This is a genomic window from Xanthomonas sp. WHRI 1810A (genome assembly GCF_040202885.1).
Lineage (GTDB): Bacteria > Pseudomonadota > Gammaproteobacteria > Pseudomonadales > Pseudomonadaceae > Aquipseudomonas.
The window spans coordinates 1-21,123 of the sequence record NZ_JBEGED010000002.1; the positions used below are offsets into that span (position 1 = coordinate 1).

Below are 21,123 nucleotides of genomic sequence, written 5' to 3' on the forward strand. Positions count from 1 at the left end.
AGCGTCGCCGGAGTGAGGGAACCCGACGAAGGAGGGCCAAACCAGGAGCAAAGCGTTTTTGGTTACTTTTGGGGCGCTTTTGCCAAAAGTGACCCGCCGTAAGGGCGGAACCGATATCGGCAACACCCTAGGTAACGGATATACACACGGTCCAAATTCCGAGGAGTGTCAGGCACACCGCATCGCAGCCTCGCTCAGGCTCGTCAGCTCCTACAGGGCATCGCGTGAACCCGAACCCACGTCAAGCCCGAACCTGCGATCACGTCCCTCTCAACTCCCGAAACTCCGCCGTCACATGCTCCACCCACGCCCGAACCGCAGGCAGCGCACCGCGTCGCTGCGTGTACGCCGCTTGCAGATTCCCGCTGGGCATCGACCACTGCGGCAACAACCGAATCAGACTGCCATCGGCCAACTCCCCATGCGCGTGCATCATCGGCAACATCGTCACCCCCAGCCCCGCCAGCGCCGCCGCTTTGCGCAAGGTAAAATCCTCCGTCGCCAGTCGCGGTTCGAGGGCCACCTCACAGTGCTCGCCGCTGGCATGCACCAACTGAAAATGCACCTTGCGGTCCGCTTCGATGGCCCCCAGCACCGGCAGGCTGGCCAGATCCTGCGGCGTGAGAATCCGCCTGCCGGCCAAGAGAGAGGGCGCCGCCACCAGCGCCGCCGAGGCAGGCGCCAGGTGACGCACGATCAAGTGCTGATCCTCATCCCCGACGTCCCGCACCCGAATCGCCACATCGATGCCTTCGTTGACCAGATCCACCCGGCGATTCACCAACAGCATCTCCAGCTGCACCTGCGGAAACTGCGTGAGAAACCGCGCCACAACGGCGCCCAGGTTCCATTGCGTCACCCCCACCGGACACGACACCCGAAGACGCCCCCGTGGCTCGGCCGACAGACTGGCTACGGCTTCATCCGCCATTTCCGCTTCCAGCAGCATCGCTTGGCAGTGCTGCAGATAGCGCTCGCCCACGGCGGTCAGCGCCAGTTTGCGCGTAGTGCGCTGCAGCAGGCTGGTGTTGAGGCGCATCTCCAGCTCCGCGATGCGCCGGGACAGCCGTGACTTGGGGATGCCCAAGGCCCGACCCGCGGCGGCGAAACCGCCTGATTCGACCACCTTCGCAAAGTAGTAAAGATCGTTAAGGTCTTGCATGCTCAGCTCGATTGTCCTGTCAGTGGGACGAACTATCGCATTTCTGGTGACTAATCAGCCATTGCTTTGCGCGGTAGGATGATCGCCATTCCTCGCCCGTGGCGATTCGCACTCAGGAAGTACCTTATGAAGCTCTTGCATATCGATTCCAGCATCCTCGGCGACCACTCGGCGTCGCGTCAGTTGAGCCGCAGCGTGGTCCAGGCCTGGCAGGCCGGCCACCCCGACACGCAGGTGGTTTATCGCGATCTGGCCAGCGACGCCCTGGGCCACTTTTCCGGTGCAAGCCTGGCAGCCGCCGGCACCCCGGTCGAAGGCCGTGACGCCGCGCAGAAGCAGGAAGTGCAAACCAACGAAGCGATCCTGGAAGAGTTTCTCTCCTCCGACGTCCTGGTCATCGGCGCGCCGATGTACAACTTCACCATCCCGAGCCAGTTGAAGGCCTGGATCGACCGCATCACCGTCGCCGGTCGCACCTTCCGCTACACCGAGGCAGGTCCGGAAGGCCTGTGCAGCGGCAAGAAAGTGATCATCGTGTCCACCGCTGGCGGCCTGCATGCAGGTCAACCGTCCAGCGCCGGTCAGGACGAACTGCTCAAGGTGCTGTTTGGCTTTCTGGGTGTGACCGATCTGCAATTCGTCAGCGCCCACGGCCTGGCTTACGGTGAAGAGCCACGCGCCAACGCCCTGACCGCTGCGCAGAAGCACATCGAAGAAACGCTGTTCGCCTGATGCCCTGACAGGTCCACACGACCTGCGTCTAAACGGGTGATGACAAAACCCCTGCCATCCCGGGCTCACGACTGGGGTGGCGGGGTTTTATGCTTTTGCGCGATACGTTCAGCCTGGCGACAGGCTTGACGGTTTCTTTGCGCGAAACTTTCCTGGGGCCGGGGGTAATATCCCGTCTGAGCCCACTTCCGATCTCCATCAAAAGTCGCCGGTTTTACCGGTTGTCGCTTAGTTGAGCGCCGTCTGGCCCGGCTTATGCACTTATTGATCGAGCAAATACTCTCAGCTTGTAAGGGCACGGCGTGGAAGCGGGCGATGGCCCGGTTTCGCGGGGCGCGGCAGGGATAACGGTCACGGCGTCAGGCCTGGCCGCATACGGAACTTCAGGTGTAGGGGGCATTGCGATGATGCGTCTTTGTGCAGCGATGGTATTAAGCCTGTTCAGCAGCCTGATTTCGGTGCAGATCAGTGCACAGGAAACCGCCTGGAGCGTGGGCTTCCACGAACTGGATTTTCTCGATCCGCTGGATGCCCAGCCGATGCACGCCTACGCCTTTTATCCGTCCACGGACGACGAGCAGGTCACCAAGGTTCAGGGGTATCGAATCGAGGCGGGCGAGAACGCGAAGATTGCCATGGGCCACTTCCCGTTGCTCATGCTGTCCCACGGCAACACCGGCACGCCTCTGGCCCAGCACGATCTGGCGACGTCACTCGCGCGGCAAGGGTTTGTGGTGGTGGCGGTGTTCCATCCGGGCGACAACTACCTCGATCACAGCCGCCTTGGCAGCCTGAGCAATCTGTACGGCCGGCCGTTGCAGGTCTCCGAAGCGATCAGCGCGGCCTTGCTCGATCCCATGCTCTCGCCTTACATCAGTGCCCGCCGTGTCGGCGTGATCGGATATTCCGCCGGGGGCGAGACGGCCTTGATCCTGGCCGGTGCGCAACCGGATCTGCAGCGCTTGCGGCAGTATTGCCTCGAACGTCCCCAGGACCGTGACGCCTGCAAGACCCAAGGCGAATTGCTGGCCGACCGCGATGACCTGCACGCTCAGGCGGATCCCCGGGTGGGCGCGCTGATGCTGATGGCGCCGCTGGGTTTGATGTTCGGACGGCACACGCTGGCTGACGTGCATGTCCCGGTGTTGCTGTACAGCGGCGACGGCGACGAACTGCTGGCCATCGACAAGAACGCCGAGGCCTTGGCGCGCAAGCTGCCGGAGGTGTCGGATTTCAAATTGCTGGCCGGGGCAGGGCACTTCGTGTTCATGGCGCCGTGTGACGACGAGCAGCGCGCGACCACCCCGGTGTTGTGCACCGATGCCGTCGGCGTCGACCGTGAAGACATCCACCGCACCCTCAGCGCCGAAGCCGTGCGCTTTTTCGGCAACGCCCTGGGCTCACCGCTGAGCACGGCGGGGATGCAGACGGCGGTGCATCAGGAATAATTTGCGCAGCTTGATGGTTTCCACGCGGTTTGTCTGACGCACCTCGGTCGTCTGGTTTCGGGGCCGCTTCGCGGCCCATCGCGAGCAAGCTGCGCTCCCACGGCCTTCGGCCAGAATCAAAAGCCGGGCGCGGAGCGTCATGAATGGCGTGCCCTCGCGGAGCGTTGGCACGATCAATCAGCCCCCGCGCTTACGGTCTGCGGTCAGCATAAAGGGCACCGCATTTTGCTTCTGCCCGGAGGGCGTAGGCGCGTGGCTTGTCCCGCGATCTGGCGCGTAGCGGCAGCAGACCCCGTGAATGCGGTATGGCCTGTGACACCTGGGGCGAATGGTTTCGGGGCCGCTTCGCGGCCCATCGCGAGCAAGCTGCGCTCCCACGGCCTTCGACCAGAATCAAAAGCCGGACGCGGAGCGTTATGAACGGCGTGCCCGCGCGGAGCGTGGGCACGATCAATCAGCCCCGCGCTTACGGTCTGCGGTCAGCATAAAGGGCATCGCATTTTGCTTCTGCCCGGAGGGCGTAGGAGCGTGGCTTGTCCCGGGATCTGGCGCGTAGCGGCAGCAGACCCCGTGAACGCGGTATGGCCTGTGACACCTGGGGCGAATGGTTTCATGACGGCTTCGCAGCCAATCACAGGACAAGCCAGCTCCCACGGCCTTCGGCCAGAATCAAAAGCCGGGCGCGGAGCGTCATGAATGGCGTGCCCTCGCGGAGCGTTGGCACGATCAATCAGCCCCCGCGCATACGGTCTGCGGTAGGCACAAAGGGCACCGCATTTTGCTTCTGCCCGGAGGGCGTAGGAGCGTGGCTTGTCCCGCGATCTGGCGCGTAGCGGCAGCAGACCCCGTGAACGCGGTATGGCCTGTCACACCTGGGGCGAATGGTTTCATGACGGCTGCGCGGCCCATCGCAGGACAAGCCAGCTCCCACGGCCTTCGGCCAGAATCAAAAGCCGGACGCGGAGCGTCTTGAATGGCGCGCCCTCGCGGAGCGTGGGCACGATCAACACGTTTGTGTTCGACGTGGACGCGTGCAATTGCCGGGATCAGCTGTAGGAGCGCGCTTGCCCGCGATGGCGACGGATCAATCGCCACAGATGCACCGGATGTACCGACCTCAGCGCAACCCTTCCTTCTGCGCCACCGACATCGGTTCCCGCGCCCAGACGTCCAGGAGGAAGTCGCTTTCCTGATGGCTGAGCGCGCGGTGCAGGCCGAGGCGTTGTTCGAGGGTGTCGTGGACTTGCTCGGCGGTGAGGGGGCAGCCGTCGATGGGGGTGCGCCAGTGGCAGGCGAGGACCTGACCGTCATCGGTGAGAGACCCCAGCGCGCGGTCGATCCAGCTATTCAGGTCGTTCAGGCTCAGGTAGTAACCCAGTTCGCTGAACACGATGAGGTCGAAGCGGCCTTCGGGCCACTGCTGCGGGAGGCGGGCCTGTAACACCTGCGCCCGCGGGAAATCCGCCAGCCGCGCACGGGCCAGTTCGACGGCTGCAGCGGCCGTGTCGCAACCCACAAAGCGGTCGCAGCGGGTGGCCAGTTCAGCACTCAGTTCACCGTTGGCGCAACCCGGTTCGAAGATCCGTGCATAGCGTTCACGGGGCAGGGCGGCCAGGGTCAGCGCGCGTTTGCGGCGCTCGTACCAGCGCTGCTTGAACGCCCAAGGGTCATCGTTGTTTTCGAACAGCTGGTCGAAATAGTCATCGGCCACGCTGTCGTTGTGCAGACCGGTCACAGGAACACCACTTCGAACGATTGCATCAGGCGCTCCAGCACATGGGGCGGCAGCACCGGTTCCAGGCCGATCAGCGGATCACCCTGCAACTGACTGGCAAACGCGTGGGCCGCGTGGCGCTTGCGGGCAATGGTTTCAGGCGCCAGGAGGATTTTGCGCGCCCGCTCCCACGGCAGCCGTGGATCTTCGGGGTCAGCCCAGTGCCAGGCCCAGATCGGCACTTCATGCAATTGCGCACCAACTGCCGCAGTCGCCACTGCGCAGGCACGGCCAACGGCTTCGTGATCGGTGTGCCCGTCGTGACGCCAGGTGCAGAACACCACGTCGGTCGGGCGCAGATACCGCTGCAGAAACGTCACCAACTGGACTTCCTGCGTGGCCACCGCGCTGTCGACGAACCCGCCGCGAATCCATTGCAGGCTGTGCAGCGGAACGTCGAGGCGCTTGACCGCTTCGACGCTTTCCTGCGGACGGATGACGCTCAGGCGCTCCGCCGTCCACGCTTGGGAACCGGGATGGCTGGCGCTGCCGTCGGTCACCGAGATCAGCTCCATGGGGCGTCCCAGCTGCGTCAGCTGTTGCATCAAGCCGCCAAACCCGAGGATTTCATCATCGGGATGCGGCGCAACGATCACCGCCCGCGAGCCGGCGGGCACCAGCAAATCAGCGCCGATCACCGGGACCGCCGCCAGTTTGCCGGAGCCTTGCCAGGCGTGCAGCGAAGTGCCGTTGCCAACGATAGGGTTGTCACTCATAAGCGCTACTCATAACGACCACGGCCCCGCCGTCACACTGCGCAGCGGGGGAGTGGAATCCAGTGAGGACGTCGCGAGCCCATGGCCCAGCGCCGCCAGATCGCGTTCGGCGTGACTCTGGCGCAGGAACACCGGCAGGTCGGCCATCAGCCGGGCGAACTGCGCATCCTTGCAATACGGGCCGGCACCCAAGGCGCGGCCCACGTGTTCGATGACCTGCTGCGTGGCCTGTTCGACGACCGCGCGGCAACGGCGGGCCAGCCATTGGGCGTCTGCCAGCGGCTGTTGGTCCACCGCGCGCGCCGCGTTGTGCAGCACCTGCGCGGCGCTGAACAACGCGGTGTCCACGGCGCCCAGGTGGGCCAGCGCGTGGGGTTCTTCGCGGCGCTGACAGGCCTGATGCAGGCGTTCGGCGATCGCACCGGCCGCGCCATACCAGCACGCGGCGATGCCGATGCCGCCCTGCCAGAAGCCGGGGCGGGACAGGTAACCGCCCGGTTCGCCGACGGTCCGCCCGAGGGCGTCGTCAAACCGCACCTCGACGCTGGCCGTGGCGCCCATGCCGACAGCGCACCAGCCGTCGGAGGTAATCGTGACGCCGGGTTGATCGAGGGCAACGGCAACCAGTTGCTGCCGTCCCTGGTCATCCCAGCAGGTCATTAATGCGTGGCTCAGCACAGCGGCACCTGAACACCAGGCCTTGCGGCCGTCCATGCGAACGTCCGTGCTGTTGCCGGAAAGAGTGACGCGGGCCTGGGGCGGTTCAGCCGCCCACATGCCCCATGTACTGCCGGACGGCACCACCGAGCTTTTCAGCTCGGCCATGATCGCCAGGGCGTCGGTGTGACCTTCGTAGAGTTTGCACAGGCCCAGATCATGGGCCGCCACGCTGGCCAAACTGCGCCAGCGCTCAAGCGTGTGCCCGCCGCCAGGTGGCGGCAGGCTGGCAAGCTGCTCATGGACCAGTGCCCGAAGGCACTCGCCCAGAGCCTGCGGACTGTCGAGTCGCTGCGTGCGCTGGGCAAGAAACTCGCTCAGCGCCCGGCTCATGCCTGCTCTTCTTTCTGCAGTTCGAACAACACCAGCGAACGCGGGGTGATGGTGTACTCGTTGCCGAAATCGAACTGCTCCTTGCCTTTCACATCCGGCTGATTGGTATCGATCAGGCAGGTGAAGTGGGAGCCTTCCGGTACTTCGGGGAAGGTGAAGTTGACGCCTTCGTGGTGCGAGTTGACCACCAGCAGCAGGGTCGCTTCGGAACCGCGACGACGGATACCGGTTTCCTGTGCGCGGCCATCCATCAACATGCCCAGGCAACGCGAGTTGGCGTCCTCCCACTGCTCGACGCTCATCTCGCTGCCGTCCGGCGACAGCCAGGTGACGTCCTTAACCCCCAGTTCCTCGTTGTAATCGCCGACCAGAAAACGGCCGCGACGCAGGATCGGGTAGCTCAGGCGCAACTTGATCAGGCGCTTGACGAACTTGAGCAGCGCCTTGCCGTCTTCGTCCAGGTCCCAGTTGACCCAGCCAATTTCGCTGTCCTGGCAATAGGCGTTGTTGTTGCCGTGTTGGGTGCGGGCGAACTCGTCACCGGCCACCATCATCGGCGTGCCTTGAGCCAGCAGCAGGGTCGAGAAGAAGTTGCGCATCTGACGCAGGCGCAGCTCGTTGATGGCCGGATCGTCGGTCGGACCTTCGACGCCGCAGTTCCACGAACGGTTGTCGTTGCTGCCGTCCTGGTTGCCTTCGTCGTTGTCCTCGTTGTGCTTCTCGTTGTACGACACCAGGTCGTGCAGGGTGAAGCCGTCGTGGGCGGTGATGAAGTTCACCGACGAGTACGGGCGGCGACCGCGCTGATTGAACATGTTGCCCGAGGCCGTCATGCGGTTGGCGAAGTCAGACAATTGGCCTTCATCGCCTTTCCAGAAGGCGCGCACGGTGTCGCGGAACTTGTCGTTCCACTCTGCCCAGCCTGGCGGGAAGCCGCCGACCTGATAACCGCCCGGACCGCAGTCCCATGGCTCGGCGATCAGCTTGACCTGGCTCAGGACCGGGTCCTGACGGCAGGCCACGAGGAAACTGTGACGCTCGTCGAAACCGTCGTGGTAACGGCCGAGGATGGTGGCCAGGTCGAAGCGGAAGCCGTCGACGTGCATTTCGCTCGCCCAGTAGCGCAGGGAGTCAGTGACCATCTGCAGCACGCACGGGTGGCTCAGGTCCAGGGTGTTGCCGGTGCCGGAGTCGTTGATGTAGTAGCGCTTGTCATCGGGCATCAGGCGGTAGTAGGAGGCGTTGTCGATCCCGCGCATGGACAGGGTCGGGCCGCGCTCGTTGCCTTCTGCGGTGTGGTTATAGACCACGTCCAGGATCACTTCGAGCCCGGCATGGTGCATGTGCGCGACCATTTCCTTGAACTCGGCAATCTTGCCATGGGCCAGGAAGCGCGGGTCCGGGGCGAAGAACGCGATGGTGTTGTAGCCCCAGTAGTTGGTCATGCCTTTTTCCAGCAAATGCTGGTCGTTGACGAAGGCATGGACCGGGAGCAATTCAACCGAAGACACACCCAGGCTCTTGATGTGCTGGATGACCGACGCGACCTTCAGGCCCGAGAACGTACCTTTGAGCTCATCCGGGACGTCCGGATGGCGCATGGTGTAACCGCGGGTGTGGGTCTCGTAGAAAATCGTCTTGTCCCACGGCACATTGGCCCGCTGATCGCGGCCCCAGGAATAGGCCGGGTCGATGACTTTGCACTTGGGCACGAACGGCGCGCTGTCGCGTTCGTCGAAGCTGAGGTCGTCATCGGGGTGACCGATGGTGTAGCCGAACAAGGCTTCGGACCACTTGAGTTCGCCCACCAGTTGCTTGGCGTACGGGTCAATCAGCAATTTGTTGTGGTTGAAGCGATGGCCGTTCTGCGGGTCATACGGACCGTAGACGCGATAGCCGTAGACCTGGCCTGGGTGGGCGTCTGGCAGGTAACCGTGGAAAATTTCGTCGGTGTATTCGGGAAGCTCGATGCGCTCCAGTTCGATCTCGCCGGTGGAGTCGAACAGGCACAGCTCAACCTTGGTGGCGTGCGCGGAGAACAACGCGAAGTTGACCCCCAGCCCGTCCCAGTTGGCGCCGAGCGGGAAGGGCAGGCCTTCACGGATACGGCTGGGGACCACGTCCGGCGCGTCGGCCTTCGGAGAGTCATTCTGTGTCGCTTTTTCTGCGGGTTTGGCTTCTTGCTTGCTCATGTTGATTCCTGACGTCGAATGATTTCCTGAAGGCGAACGGGGCCTTTGTCGCAGCCGTGGGCCGCGCCATTGGTTAAAACAGGTTTTAAAATGACCGCAGAAAACGACGGTGTGACAGGTCGTTTCTGCGGTCGTGAATCACCGCTGCGTGTGCGCTCTGAATCGAGAGGGCAATCAGGCTGCGGGTGGCTTGGCGGCAGGCTTTTTGGCAGCTGGTTTGGCGGCGGGCTTGCTGGCCGGTTTGGCCGGAGCGGAAGTCGCCGATCCTGTCGAACCTGAAGCAGCCTTGGGCTTGGCGGCCGGTTTTGGCTCAGCCTTGGCCGCAGGCTTCGCAGCCGGCTTTTCAGCCTTCTTGGCGGCCGGAGCAGCAGGGGCTGCCTTGGCTGCAGGCTTGGCTGCGGCTTTGGCCGCCGGCTTCGCGGCAGATTTAGGCTCGGCCTTGCTGTCCGCCTTGGACGCTTTGGCCTTGGTGGACTTGCCGGCAGCCGCTTTGCCTGGGGCCGAAGCCTCAGCCTTGGCTAGCTTTTGCGCCATTTCCCAGTGACGCTCATCCTGACCGTGCGGTTCGCCTTCTGATTTCCAGATCTGATAAGCGAAATCCTTAATCTTTTTCTCGTCGGCACTCATCTCGACACTCCCGGGTATTACAAGGTTTGAATAAGCAGGTTTACAGAAAATTCCTTGAGCGCTGCACTGAGGAACATCTCCTTGTTGGTTGTGACTATGGACTGTGAAAAAAGTCCCTTCCAATTTAGATCCGAATCAGTGAACGGCAAGGTAATTCGTGTATCGCCCCAATTTGCAGCGTTGATGAATGGAGTTTGTGCAGTGCCCAATAGTTCATTGAACAGACGGGGCACTACAACAATAGCCCGCGTATCTTCGTGTATCCGCGCAAATGCCATCACGTGTTCGGCGTGCTGCCCGAGCACTTCAAGCGGTTGATAAACGCCGTCACTGAACAGGTCGGGATGATCGTTGCGCACCTGCAGCGCTTGCGCGATCACGGCCTGCTTGATGCGGCCATCGTGCCACTGGGAGAGCAGGTCGGTGACGGGTACGGATTCACTCAGCGCACGTTCGCGCGCGGGGTAATCCACCGGACGACGGTTGTCCGGATCCACCAGACTGAAATCCCAGAACTCAGTGCCCTGATACAGATCAGGTACACCGGGCACGGTCAATCGCAGCAAAGTTTGCGCCAGACTGTTCAACGCACCAGCGGTAGCGATCCGATTGGCCGTCGCACCGATGGACTGACGCAGTGCCAGGCCTTCGGGCTTGAGCAACAAGGCGCTCAGGAACTCGCGGCACGCTGTTTCATAGGGCTCGTTGGCGGCGCTCCAGCTGCTCTGCAACTTGGCTTCGCGCAGGGCCTTTTCCTGCCACTGAACGAGGCGCTTGAGGTAGTCCTCCGATTCGCTTTCGCCATTGAGGTCCAGCGGCCAGCTGCCCAGCAACGCCTGATACAGCATCAGCTCGTCGCCAGGGCTGATGGCAACGTCTTCGCCCTTGAGCGGCGCGGACAGTTGCAACCAGCGCTCCACCTGCTCGGCATACCACGGCGCGCATTCGCTGAGCACGGCCAGACGGGTACGGGTGTCCTCGCCACGTTTGTGGTCGTGGGTCGCGGTGGTCAGCAGGTTCTCCGGGAAGGCCTCATGACGCTTGATGCAGGCCTCATCGAAATCACTGACCGGTGCGCTGAAATGTTGCGGGTGGAAGCCCACATCGTTGCGCGACAGCAGCACGGCGGAACGGTAGAACGAGGTGTCTTCCACCGACTTGGCCGCCACCGGCGAGGTGAGCTGCTGGAAGCGGGTGCAGGCCTTGCGGCGCAGGTCGCGCAACGGGCCCAGCGGGAACCAACGCAGGCGCTCGCCACCCAGCCACAGCTGCAGGTAGTCCAGCACCGGCCAGTCGCCTTCGCTGAGCATCGTGCGCGCGCCGGTCATGGCCTGCTGGAAATAGCGGTCGTCTTCTTCCGAACGGCCGCAGGCGCTGATGTAGGTGCGGTAGATCGGGAAATTTACCACCAGCGCCAGCAACGCGCGACGGATCGCACCGAAGGTCAGGTCGCGGCTCATGACGTCGCTGCGTGCCACTTGCAGCAGCGCTTGGGCGACGTTTTCGAAATCCCCGGCCAGGGTGCCGTGAAGCACCAGGTCGCGGGCTTCCAGCACTTCCTGATTGAAGTCTGCGGTGCGGCCGCTGATGCGACTCCACAACTCACCCAAGACCGCTTCACCCTTGGGATCGTGTTGCAGCAGCGACACCTGGTTCATGAATTCGTAGCCGGTGGTGCCGTCCACGCTCCAGTCTTCGTGCAGTTGCTCGTCCGGGCCGAGGATCTTCTCGACGAAGATCGGCAGGTGCGCAAGCTCGGTACCGGCGGGACGCTTGGGCAGCAGGCTCTGCACCCGACGGTGCAAGCGACGGCAATAGCCGCGCGGGTCGGCCAGGCCGTCGATGTGATCGATGCGCAGGCCATCTACCAGGCCTTCACTGATCAGTTCGAAAATCTTGCCGTGGGTGGCTTCGAACACCGCCGGCCGCTCGACCCGCAGGCCGCCCAGCTCGTTGATGTCGAAGAAGCGCCGCCAGTTGATGTCGTCGCCCGAGGTCCGCCAGCTCGCCAGGCGGTAATCCTGCTGTTCCAGCAACCGGTGAAACGCCTTGAAGCCTTCCGGCGTACGACCGTCGAAGCGCTCGAAACCTTTTTCCAGCGCCTTGATCAGGGCCGGTTGCTGCTTGAGCACGTCGGCCAGCTCGGCCTTGGCCTGACGCGCGCGCTCATAGGCTTGCGGGTACTGGTCCAGCGCGGCGAAGCGTTGCGCCAGTTCGTGCAATTGTGGTTCGCCAGCGGCATCGAGCAGCGGGGCGTACGTGCCCGGATTGATCGGGAAATGGTGCTGGTAATGCTCGACCCGGAAACTGCCCTGTTCGGCGTCCACGCACAGCTTCAGATCGCCGGCCTGCAACACCGTGCCGTAGTCGGAACTGAGGAACGGCAAAAGCAATTGGCCCTTGAGCAGCGGGTCGGGGGAATTCCACTGGATGTCGAAGAACTTCGCGTACGGGCTGCGTTGACCCCATTCCATCAGGTCCAGCCACCAGGGGTTGTCGGAACCGCCGACCGCCATGTGGTTGGACACGATGTCCAGAATCAGGCCCATGCCGTGCTCACGCAGGGCAGCGACCAACCGGCGCAGCGCGGGTTCGCCGCCCAGTTCCGGGTTGATGACGCGGGGGTCGACCACATCGTAACCGTGCATCGAACCGGCACGCGCCGTGAGCAATGGCGAGGCGTAAATGTGGCTGATGCCGAGGCTGGAAAAGTACGGCACCAGCTTGACGGCGTCGTCCAGGGTGAAGTCTTTGTGAAACTGCAGGCGCTGGGTGGCGCGCAACGATTTGACAGGGGGCAGGGCGGCACTCATTGGTCACGCTCCGCTGATTGCTGACGCGCAGCGGCCAATAACTCGAGGCGGCGGGCGGCATCGATGTTGTCCAGCAACGCGCCGCTGTCACCCGGCAGACGACGACGCCAGTTGGGGTGGGTGTCGATGGTGCCAGGCAGGTTGGATTGTTCTTCGATGCCCAAGGCATCCTCCATAGGTAAAAGAACCAAAGGCGCGGGGGTATGCCCCAGGTAACAGACGCTGGCATCGATGATGTCACTGTCAGTCGGGTTTTTGAGGCTGTAGTTGTAGGTCAGCACATCCAGCAGGCCCTGACGTTCACGGGCACGACTCTGACGCCAGGTGCGCTCGGCGTCGGCATCGACCTGGCCCAGTTCGGCGTTCAGGTTGATGTCCTTTTCGGTCAGCCAGCCCTTGAGGGTCGGCAGGTCGTGGGTGCTGGTAGTGGCGAGTGCGTCGTTGGACCATTGCGTGATCGGCTTGAACACCCCGTCTTCCTGTTCGAACAACAGGACCCGCATGCCCAGGATGCCCCGGGTCGAGAGTTTTTCATGCAGCCCTTCCGGCACGGTGCCCAGGTCTTCACCCAGCACCACCGCCTTGTGCCGCCAGGATTCCAGGCACAGCAGGCGCAGCATGTCGTCCAGCGGGAAGTTCAGGTACGCGCCCTCACTGGGCGGCGAATCCATCGGCACCACCCACAGGCGCTGCAGGGCCATGACGTGGTCGATGCGCAGGCCACCGGCGTGGGCGAAGTTGGCCCGCAGCATTTCGATGAACGCGCGGAAGCCGTTGCGCTTGAGGCCGTTGGGCGAGAACGCCGAGATGCCCCAGCTTTGGCCGGACTGATTGAGGATGTCAGGCGGTGCGCCTACGGTCAGTTCCGAGAGCAATTCGTCTTGCCGGCTCCAGGCCTGGCTGCCCGAGCCGTCGGCGCCGACGGCCAGGTCACCGATCAGGCCGATAGCCATGCCGCTGGTGCGCGCCGCTGTCTGCGCGCGTTCCAGGCCACGCGCAATCAGCCACTGGGCGAACGCGTGGAAACCCACCAGGTCACTGTGCTCATTGGCAAAGCTGTCGATGTCCTTGCTGCGCGGGTTTTTGTAGGCGTCCGGCCATTCATGCCAGTTGTTGCTGATGCCCAGCTTTTCGCTCTGATCGCGCAGGGCTTCGAAGCGGCAATGGTTGATCAGCGCTTCCCCGCCCGCGTGACGGAAGCTGTTGAAGTCTTCGTTGAGCGGGTGATCGGTGGCGGTGAAGGCGCTGTACAACGCGCGCAGCAATGTCCACTTCGCCGCTGCAGCCGAGGGCCAATCGATCAGGGGCAAGGCTTCCAGGCGTTTGAGTTCTTCACCCAGGCCTGTTTCTTCAACGGCGGTACGCACTGCGCGATCGCCGAGAATGGCGCCGGGTGCGGCGTACAGCGCATTGAGAAACAAACGACTGGACGGCGAATACGGGCTGAAGTTTTCGCTGCCGGTGGCGAACATCGCGTGCACCGGGCTGATGGCAATGGCCGCGACGCCGCGTTCTCCGGCAGAGCGGGCAAAGATCTCCAGTGCCTGGGTGTCGCCGAAGCCGCCATCGCCTTCACGGCGCAACGCATACAGCTGCGCGGTGAGTCCCCAGGCGCGAGGAAGCTCGCTGTGGGTGGCCATGGCCATGGTGTAGCTGGTTTTCGGCGCTACAGCGATGGTCAGGTGCTGACCGGCAATGGTCAGCTGTTGATAGCCCACGGTGGCCAGCGCCGGCAGCGCGGCGTTGGCGGTCAGTCTGGCATCGAGCCGCGAACCGTCTTCGAGCTCCAGCGTAAATGGCGTTTCCGGTTCAAACCAGGCCGACAGGTCAAGGTTGCTGCCGTGGTCCACGGTCAGCAGGGGTGGAGCGGTGCGGGTCTGGCTTTCAGCTTCCAGCTGTTTCAGGCTGGCCGTGATCTGTTCGTCATCCTCGGCCGGGTAGCCCAGGCCGGCGAGGACCTTGCGCAGCACCTCGGGACTGACGCGCTGGGGCCGGTCGTTGGCATCTGTCCAGTCGACCGACAGCCCTGCTTCAGCGGCCAGCATTTCAAGTTGCTCATTGCTCATCCTGTTCCTCCAACACGTCACGGGCAGTCAGGCTGACAACGACCGTGTAGGGATTGAGGCTGCCTTGCTGGGAAAGTTCTGCGGATTTAGCGTGCGACTCGAACAGGATCTGCGTGGCGGTGTACTCCTGCGTCAGCAGCGCATGCTCGCTCAGGTTCAGCTCGATACGCAGCGTGCTGCCATCGCCCATGCGCCAGCGTGCCGAGACGGCTTTGTCGCCCAGCACATCGGTGCCCAACGCCATGGCGCCGGGAATGCGCGGCACGATGTCGCGATGACGGATCTGCAGCAGTTCGCGGTACAGGGCCAGCCAGCTTTGATGGTCGGTGCCTTTGTCGGTTTCCAGGTACACGGCATCAAACGCAGGACGCGATGCGTCGAAGGTCGACAGGGCATTCGGGTCGGGAATGCGCTTGCGTTGTTCTTCGTCGGCGAACGCAGCGAAATCGGCAAATTCTCCGCGACGGCCTTCGCGCACGGCATCGGCCAGTTCGTCGTGGAAATCGGTGAAGAACAGGAACGGCTCACTGGCGCCCCATTCGTCACCCATGAACAGCATCGGAATCATCGGCGACAGCAACAGCAAGGCGGTGGCGGCACGTAACGCAGGGGCAGGGCTGATCTGCACCAGCCGTTCGCCCATTGCACGGTTGCCGATCTGGTCATGGTTCTGCAGGAAGAGGACGAACGCGCTCGGTGGCAAATGACCGCTGGGCTCGCCACGGTTGTGGCCGTGACGGGTGGCTTCACCCTGATACACGAAGCCTTCACTGAGCAGACGTGCCAGCTTGTGGGTCGGCTGTTCGGCGAAGTCGGTGTAGTACGCGTCGGTTTCGCCGGTCAGCAGCACGTGCAGGGTGTTGTGGCCGTCGTCGTTCCACTGGGCGTCAAAGCCTTTTTCCAGGCGATGGGCTTCGTTGAATTCGTTCTCCAGCATCAACCACACGTGGCGCGGGTCTTCCACTTGCTCGCGAATTCGTTCGGCAAACTCATGGAGAAAGGTCGCGTCCTCGATGGCGTGCACAGCGTCCAGCCGCAGCCCGTCGAAGCGGTATTCCAGCAGCCACATCAACGCGTTGTTGATGAAGAAATCCCGCACTTCCCGGCGACGGAAATCAATGGCGTCGCCCCACGGGGTTTTCTTGTCGCTGCGGAAGAATTCCTTGGCGTAGGCGTTCAGGTAATTGCCGTCAGGACCGAAGTGGTTGTAGACCACGTCCAGCACGACCGCGAGACCCACACCGTGAGCGGCGTCGATCAGGTGCTTCAACTGCTCCGGCGTGCCGTACGAAGATTGCGGCGCATAGGGCAGGACACCGTCGTAGCCCCAATTGCGGTCGCCCGGGAACTGCGCCAGCGGCATCAGTTCGATGGCGGTGACGCCGGTTTCGGCCAGGCGCGCCAACAGGCCCTCGACAGCGGCATAACCGCCCAGGGAACCCACGTGCAGTTCATAGATGACCGCTTCATGCCAGGGCCGACCGGTCCAGGCCTGGTGTTGCCATTGATAGGCATCAGGATCGACGACGACGCTGTAGCCATGCACATCGCCGACCTGAGCCCGGGACGCCGGGTCAGGTACTTCGAGGTTTTCGTCGATTTTGAAGCGGTAACGCGTGCCCGCCGGGCAGCGCGTTTCGAGGACAAACCAGCCGTCAGTCTGGGGCAGCATGGCCAATGACTGGCCATCCTCGGTCTCGACACTGACGTAATAAGCGTCCGGCGCCCAGAGGGCGAACCGGGTGTGATCGGAATCCAGCAGAGTGGCGCCGTGGCGCCAGTTCTCATCCGTGCGCGAAGGCATCCGTTACCCCTTGTAGTCAATTCATCAATCAGTATTGCAGCGAAACACCCACGTTCTTCTTCAGAAGTTCCTGATAAAGGTCAGCATACGGTTCAACTGCTTTGTGCCAGTCGAACGGGGCAGCCATTGCACGGCAGCGCATGGCATTGAGAAGCTGCGGATGGGCGAAGACCTTGAATGCACGGGTCAGGGCTTCGGCGTAACTTTCTACGGTGGACTCATCAAACAAAAAGCCCGTGCAACCGTCTTCGATGGTGTCGGCCAGGCCGCCCGTCTTGCGCGCGATCGGCAAAGAGCCGAATCGCTGGGCGTACATCTGGCTCAAGCCGCAAGGCTCGTAGCGCGATGGCATCAACAGAAAATCGCTGCCGGCAAACATGCGCCGGGCGTCGGTTTCGTTGAAGCCGACCCGCACGCTGATCTGACCGGGAAACCGGGCAGCCAGCTCACGCATGGCGTCTTCTTCTTCCGGCTCGCCACGACCGATAATCGCGATCTGTCCGCCGTTGTTGACGATGTGCTCGGCAACGCTGATGGTCAGGTCCAGACCCTTTTGGTAAACCAGACGCGACACCACAGCAAATAGAGGACCGGTTGACGGCTCGAGTTCAAAGAGTTCACGCACGTAATCAGCGTTGATTTCCTTGCGCGTCCATTCGTTGGGCGCAAAGCGGCAGATCAGGTGGTCGTCGGTGGCCGCGTCCCAGCTTTCATCGATGCCGTTGGGAATGCCGCTGAGCTTGCCAAGGTCGGCCTTGCTCTGCAGAAAGCCTTCCAGGCCACAGCCGAATTCAGGTGTGGTGATTTCCTTGGCGTAGGTCGCGCTGACGGTGGTGATGTGGCTCGAATACGCCATGCCGGCCTTGATAAAAGACAGCTTGCCGTAGAACTCCATGCCATCGGGACCCAGGGCCGAATCAGGAATGCCCAGCTCGCGGCTCGACGCCGTGCTGACAAAGCCCTGATACGCCAGGTTGTGAATGGTGAAAATGCTCGGCGTCGTCTGCCCGCGCCACTTCATATAGGCAGGGGCCAGACCGGCAGGCCAGTCGTGGGCATGAACCAGCTCGGGGCACCACTGCGTCTTCACCGCGCCGGCGGCGAATTCAGCAGCGGCAAGGCCCAGGCGCGCGAAGCGGATATGGTTGTCCGACCAGTCGCGGCCCTGGTTGTCGCCGTAGGGCGTGCCTTCACGTTCGTACAGTTCCGGGCAAATCAACACATAGATCACCAGCCCGTCCTTCATGTCCATACGGCCGATCTTGCAAGGGGGCAAGGCGGCGTGGCCATTGAGTTCGCTGATGATGTAAATCGGGTTTCCGCTATTGATGACCTGTGGATAGCCGGGAATCAGCACGCGTACATCGTGCAAGTGGCGCATGGCGCGCGGCAGTGCAGCAGACACATCACCCAGACCGCCGGTTTTCACCAGGTCGGCCATTTCCGATGTCACGAACAGGACTTTCTTCCGGTTCGCCATAGACATCCCTGGTTGAACAGGAGGCAGTTGCAGCGCGGGCACGCTCGTCGTTGCGAAGACCGGCAGATGGGTCAGCTCGCTGGCCGGCTGATTAAAACTCTCTCCCTTCTGGGTTTTGACAGCGGCACTAATCATCTTTTTCTCCAGTTCGATACAGTGTTGATACAGCACTTGAGCATTTAATGGCCATGTCCTATGGCCAGGCACACAAGTCCTACGCAAGATCGATACCCATTTACCGACTGCTTAGTGACTGGACGGGGTAAAGGCGGCCTCTGCTCGGGCTTGATGCAACAGCATAGGCGCTCTAATACCCTGACCCAGGCCATTTGTAGAAGTTTCGCCTTTTTTTCTCGGAAATGTCTGGCACGTGGCATAGAAGCCGTTTGTAGGAAGTGTCACGGCTTCGGCAATCGTCTGGAGGTCGCAGAAATGCCCTCTATTAGAGCAGCCGGTTGTTCAAAACGGGCCTGCGACCATTGGTCGGATTGTTTGACAATCAAAAACGTGCACAGCCTCGTCTAGTGGTTTGCAGGGTGGTCGTCTCAGCCACTGAAACGGAAAAAGGAATGAGTGCCTCTTGTCGGTGCGGCTACTGTGCCGATTCGGTGCGAATCAGGTGCATGTCCCTTGCGGCGGAGACGTTTCCTACATATGTCTCGGACCATTTTTGCGCGTGGCGCGTTAGAATCTTCGCCCTGCGGCACGTGGACGCCCGAGGCTTTCACGTCGCCTGAACAGCACTGAGCGGTAGAGGATGGAAATGGAAACCCCAGAGGTTCTGGTACTGCAAGCCAGCTACACCAACCCGGTCCATGCGCAAGCGATCGGCTTTGTACTCAATCAATACGCTGAAGATGTCATGGGGGGTGGCCAGTCCCTCTCCATGGACACGCGCCAGCAACTGGCCCTGGAATTGGCCAAGCGGCCCCATGCGTTCAGCGTCCTGGCGTTCATTGCCGGTGAGCCGGTGGGGCTGGTCAATTGCTTCGAAGGGTTCTCGACCTTCGCCTGCCGGCCACTGGTCAACGTGCATGACGTGGCAGTGATCGCGGCTTACCGAGGCCAGGGCATCAGCCAGAAAATGCTGATGAAGGTCGAGGAAATCGCCCGCCAGCGCGGCTGCTGCAAGATCACTCTGGAAGTGCTGGAGGGCAACGCCGTGGCCCAGGGCGCGTACCGCAAACTGGGTTTTGACGACTACACCCTTGATCCGAAGATGGGCCGGGCGTTGTTCTGGCAGAAGGCGTTGTAACGCTTCTGTAGGAGCCAACTTGTTGGCGAAGCGGACGACAGGGTGTGTCAGGTTGAACGCTTTCGCGAACAAGTTCGCTCCTACAGGTCGGAGCCGCTGAAGAATTTGTAACAGTTCTCAGCTGTCAGTTTTTTCCGCTGCAGGGGTAGGATCGCGTCCCGTATTGATTTCTGGACGCCCATGTCACTTTCACTGGAACCTCCCAGTTGCCCCTTCCATTCGTTGAATGGGCATCACGTTTTGTCATCCCGCTGTCGCATCCCTGACGCCCTCGCTTCCTGCCCTGATCCCGCTGACCGCGCCACGCTTCCACGCGCGGTGTGTTGTGCCGTGCCCGCAGTCTTTACCTCACCGATCAAGGACGCCTGACCCATGGAATGGATTGCAGACCCCACGGCCTGGCTGGGCCTGTTGACGCTGATTGTTCTGGAGCTGGTGCTGGGTATCGACAACCTGGTGTTCATCGCGATCCTGGCGGACAAGTTGCCGCCCGAGCAGCGCGACCGGGCCCGGGTGATCGGCCTGTCCCTGGCGCTGATCATGCGCCTGGGCTTACTGGCCAGCATCTCGTGGATGGTGACGCTGACTGAGCCGTTGCTGGAAGTCTTCGGCAAAACGTTTTCCGGTCGCGACCTGATCATGCTGTTCGGCGGTGTGTTCTTGCTGTTCAAGGCCACCATGGAACTGCACGAGCGGCTGGAAGGGCATGTCGCGCAAAAATCCGGCAGCGCGTCCTACGCAGTGTTCTGGCCCATCGTCGCGCAGATCGTGGTGCTCGATGCGGTGTTCTCCCTGGACGCCGTGATCACCGCGGTAGGCATGGTGGAGCACCTGTCGGTGATGATGATCGCGGTGGTGTTCTCCATCGGCATCATGATCATCGCCAGCAAGCCGCTGACGAATTTCGTCAACGCGCACCCCACGGTGATCATGTTGTGCCTGGGCTTTTTGATGATGATCGGCTTCAGCCTCACCGCCGACGGCCTGGGCTTCCACATTCCCAAGGGCTATCTGTACGCGGCCATTGGTTTCTCGATCCTGATCGAGCTGTTCAATCAGTTGGCCCGGTCGCGGCGCAAGCGTCACCACCACGGCAGTTTGCCGTTGCGTGAACGCACAGCCCATGCGGTGTTGCGCTTGCTGGGCGGACGCAAACCCGGCGCCGACGAGGTGGGCGAAGAGATCGCCGACATGCTGGAGGGCGGTGCCGATCAGGTGGTGTTCGATCGACGCGAGCGGGTGATGATCAGCGGCGTGCTGCAGCTGGCCGAGCGTCCGATTCGCTCGGTGATGACGGTGCGCAACGACATCGACTGCATCGACCTGGCGGACGACCCGGACACCATTCGCCAGCAGTTGATGCAGTCGTCCTACTCGCGCCTGCCGTTGATCCGCGCCGGTCGCATTGAGGAGCCGCTGGGTTTCCTGCACAAAAAGGAGCTGCTGAACGAGCTTTTGGCGGGCAAGCAACCGAACCTCGAGCACCTGTCGCGCAAGGCCATCAACCTGCTGGACAGCTTCTCGATCCTCAACGCGTTGGAGCAGATGCGCAGCGAATCGACGCACATTGCGTTCGTGGTCAACGAATTCGGCGACTTCACCGGCCTGCTGACCATGACCGACATTCTCGAATCGATTGCCGGCCAGCTGCCGGACGCTAGCGAACTCGAGGGGCCGGACCTGGTGGAAGAGGGTGACGGGGTGCTGGTCAACGCCGCCATGAACCTGGACCGCCTGCGCGAACGCACGGGTTTCAAAGCCGCCGCCACCGAGGATTACCAGACCCTGGCGGGCCTTGTGGTGAGCCTGCTGGATCGCCTGCCGGTGATCGGTGATGAACTGCAGGCCCAGGGCTGGCATCTGAAGGTGGTGCAGGTCCGCGAACGACGCGTGACGCGGGTGTTGTTGCGCAAGGCGTGATGCTGCCTTTTTTGTAGGATCAGCGTCCGGCGCGAGGGGGAGGTCGGGCGCAGTCATTGTGGGAGCGGACCTGTCCGCGAAGAC

At 62.4% G+C, this 21,123-nt stretch carries 14 protein-coding genes; 4 read left to right on the top strand and 10 right to left on the bottom strand.

Translation table 11 applies throughout. The features are described from left to right. Nucleotides 1-259: 259 nt before the first annotated feature. Nucleotides 260-1,162, bottom strand: a complete 903-nt coding sequence (locus ABQX22_RS03325; protein ID WP_349796456.1) for a LysR substrate-binding domain-containing protein — start codon at nt 1,160-1,162, stop codon at nt 260-262. Between the two features lie 126 nt (nt 1,163-1,288). Between ABQX22_RS03325 and ABQX22_RS03330 the strand changes: the two genes are divergently transcribed. Both ABQX22_RS03330 and ABQX22_RS03335 read left to right on the top strand, forming a co-directional pair. Continuing rightward, on the top strand, nt 1,289-1,894 hold the full coding sequence (locus ABQX22_RS03330) for an FMN-dependent NADH-azoreductase (protein ID WP_349796458.1): 606 nt from the start codon (nt 1,289-1,291) through the stop codon (nt 1,892-1,894). A 404-nt stretch (nt 1,895-2,298) separates the two neighbouring features. Further along, nucleotides 2,299-3,342: an alpha/beta hydrolase family protein gene (locus tag ABQX22_RS03335; RefSeq protein ID WP_349796460.1), complete on the top strand. Its 1,044-nt coding sequence runs from the start codon at nt 2,299-2,301 to the stop codon at nt 3,340-3,342. Between the two features lie 1,117 nt (nt 3,343-4,459). Here ABQX22_RS03335 and ABQX22_RS03340 read toward each other — a convergent pair. From ABQX22_RS03340 to glgA, 9 genes are all read right to left on the bottom strand, one after another. Then, nucleotides 4,460-5,077, bottom strand: coding sequence for a class I SAM-dependent methyltransferase (locus tag ABQX22_RS03340; RefSeq protein WP_349796462.1), 618 nt, complete (start codon nt 5,075-5,077; stop codon nt 4,460-4,462). After that, nucleotides 5,074-5,832 carry a PIG-L deacetylase family protein gene (locus tag ABQX22_RS03345; RefSeq protein ID WP_349796464.1) on the bottom strand — a complete coding sequence of 253 codons (759 nt, stop codon included), beginning with the start codon at nt 5,830-5,832 and terminating at the stop codon, nt 5,074-5,076. Before ABQX22_RS03345 ends, ABQX22_RS03340 begins: the two co-directional genes overlap by 4 nt. A gap of 9 nt (nt 5,833-5,841) precedes the next feature. Then, nucleotides 5,842-6,882: an acyl-CoA dehydrogenase family protein gene (locus ABQX22_RS03350; RefSeq protein ID WP_349796466.1), complete on the bottom strand. Its 1,041-nt coding sequence runs from the start codon at nt 6,880-6,882 to the stop codon at nt 5,842-5,844. Beyond that, nucleotides 6,879-9,074 (bottom strand): glycogen debranching protein GlgX, encoded by a 2,196-nt coding sequence (glgX, locus tag ABQX22_RS03355; protein WP_349796468.1) that lies wholly within the window; start codon nt 9,072-9,074, stop codon nt 6,879-6,881. Before glgX ends, ABQX22_RS03350 begins: the two co-directional genes overlap by 4 nt. Nucleotides 9,075-9,248: 174 nt before the next feature. Continuing rightward, complete coding sequence (locus tag ABQX22_RS26870; protein WP_441005239.1) at nt 9,249-9,701, bottom strand: DUF2934 domain-containing protein; 453 nt, start codon at nt 9,699-9,701, stop codon at nt 9,249-9,251. A gap of 17 nt (nt 9,702-9,718) precedes the next feature. Further along, nucleotides 9,719-12,514 carry a malto-oligosyltrehalose synthase gene (locus ABQX22_RS03365; protein WP_349796470.1) on the bottom strand — a complete coding sequence of 932 codons (2,796 nt, stop codon included), beginning with the start codon at nt 12,512-12,514 and terminating at the stop codon, nt 9,719-9,721. After that, nucleotides 12,511-14,580 carry a 4-alpha-glucanotransferase gene (gene malQ, locus ABQX22_RS03370; RefSeq protein ID WP_349796472.1) on the bottom strand — a complete coding sequence of 690 codons (2,070 nt, stop codon included), beginning with the start codon at nt 14,578-14,580 and terminating at the stop codon, nt 12,511-12,513. Before malQ ends, ABQX22_RS03365 begins: the two co-directional genes overlap by 4 nt. Next, the gene (gene treZ, locus ABQX22_RS03375) at nt 14,570-16,384 is read right to left on the bottom strand and encodes a malto-oligosyltrehalose trehalohydrolase (RefSeq protein WP_349796474.1); all 1,815 of its coding nucleotides are present in this window, start codon (nt 16,382-16,384) and stop codon (nt 14,570-14,572) included. The genes malQ and treZ overlap by 11 nt, the downstream gene beginning before the upstream one ends. Nucleotides 16,385-16,412: 28 nt before the next feature. Then, nucleotides 16,413-17,999, bottom strand: a complete 1,587-nt coding sequence (glgA, locus tag ABQX22_RS03380; RefSeq protein ID WP_349796476.1) for a glycogen synthase GlgA — start codon at nt 17,997-17,999, stop codon at nt 16,413-16,415. Nucleotides 18,000-18,627: 628 nt separating this feature from the next. Here glgA and ABQX22_RS03385 point away from each other — a divergent pair. Together ABQX22_RS03385 and ABQX22_RS03390 are read left to right on the top strand one after the other, a co-directional pair. Further along, nucleotides 18,628-19,119 (top strand): GNAT family N-acetyltransferase, encoded by a 492-nt coding sequence (locus ABQX22_RS03385; RefSeq protein ID WP_349796478.1) that lies wholly within the window; start codon nt 18,628-18,630, stop codon nt 19,117-19,119. Between the two features lie 372 nt (nt 19,120-19,491). Beyond that, nucleotides 19,492-21,039, top strand: coding sequence for a TerC family protein (locus ABQX22_RS03390; protein ID WP_349796480.1), 1,548 nt, complete (start codon nt 19,492-19,494; stop codon nt 21,037-21,039). Nucleotides 21,040-21,123: the final 84 nt, after the last annotated feature.

Bases quoted from the DNA above. Each gene is read 5' to 3' on its own strand.
- ABQX22_RS03330 (WP_349796458.1), top strand. From the start codon at position 1,289: ATGAAGCTCTTGCATATCGATTCCAGCATCCTCGGCGACCACTCGGCG.
- ABQX22_RS03385 (WP_349796478.1), top strand. From the start codon at position 18,628: ATGGAAACCCCAGAGGTTCTGGTACTGCAAGCCAGCTACACCAACCCG.
- ABQX22_RS03325 (WP_349796456.1), bottom strand. From the start codon at position 1,162: ATGCAAGACCTTAACGATCTTTACTACTTTGCGAAGGTGGTCGAATCA.
- treZ (WP_349796474.1), bottom strand. From the start codon at position 16,384: ATGCCTTCGCGCACGGATGAGAACTGGCGCCACGGCGCCACTCTGCTG.
- ABQX22_RS03365 (WP_349796470.1), bottom strand. From the start codon at position 12,514: ATGAGTGCCGCCCTGCCCCCTGTCAAATCGTTGCGCGCCACCCAGCGC.
- glgA (WP_349796476.1), bottom strand. From the start codon at position 17,999: ATGATTAGTGCCGCTGTCAAAACCCAGAAGGGAGAGAGTTTTAATCAG.
- ABQX22_RS03345 (WP_349796464.1), bottom strand. From the start codon at position 5,832: ATGAGTGACAACCCTATCGTTGGCAACGGCACTTCGCTGCACGCCTGG.
- ABQX22_RS03335 (WP_349796460.1), top strand. From the start codon at position 2,299: ATGATGCGTCTTTGTGCAGCGATGGTATTAAGCCTGTTCAGCAGCCTG.
- ABQX22_RS03350 (WP_349796466.1), bottom strand. From the start codon at position 6,882: ATGAGCCGGGCGCTGAGCGAGTTTCTTGCCCAGCGCACGCAGCGACTC.
- malQ (WP_349796472.1), bottom strand. From the start codon at position 14,580: ATGAGCAATGAGCAACTTGAAATGCTGGCCGCTGAAGCAGGGCTGTCG.
- ABQX22_RS26870 (WP_441005239.1), bottom strand. From the start codon at position 9,701: ATGAGTGCCGACGAGAAAAAGATTAAGGATTTCGCTTATCAGATCTGG.
- glgX (WP_349796468.1), bottom strand. From the start codon at position 9,074: ATGAGCAAGCAAGAAGCCAAACCCGCAGAAAAAGCGACACAGAATGAC.
- ABQX22_RS03390 (WP_349796480.1), top strand. From the start codon at position 19,492: ATGGAATGGATTGCAGACCCCACGGCCTGGCTGGGCCTGTTGACGCTG.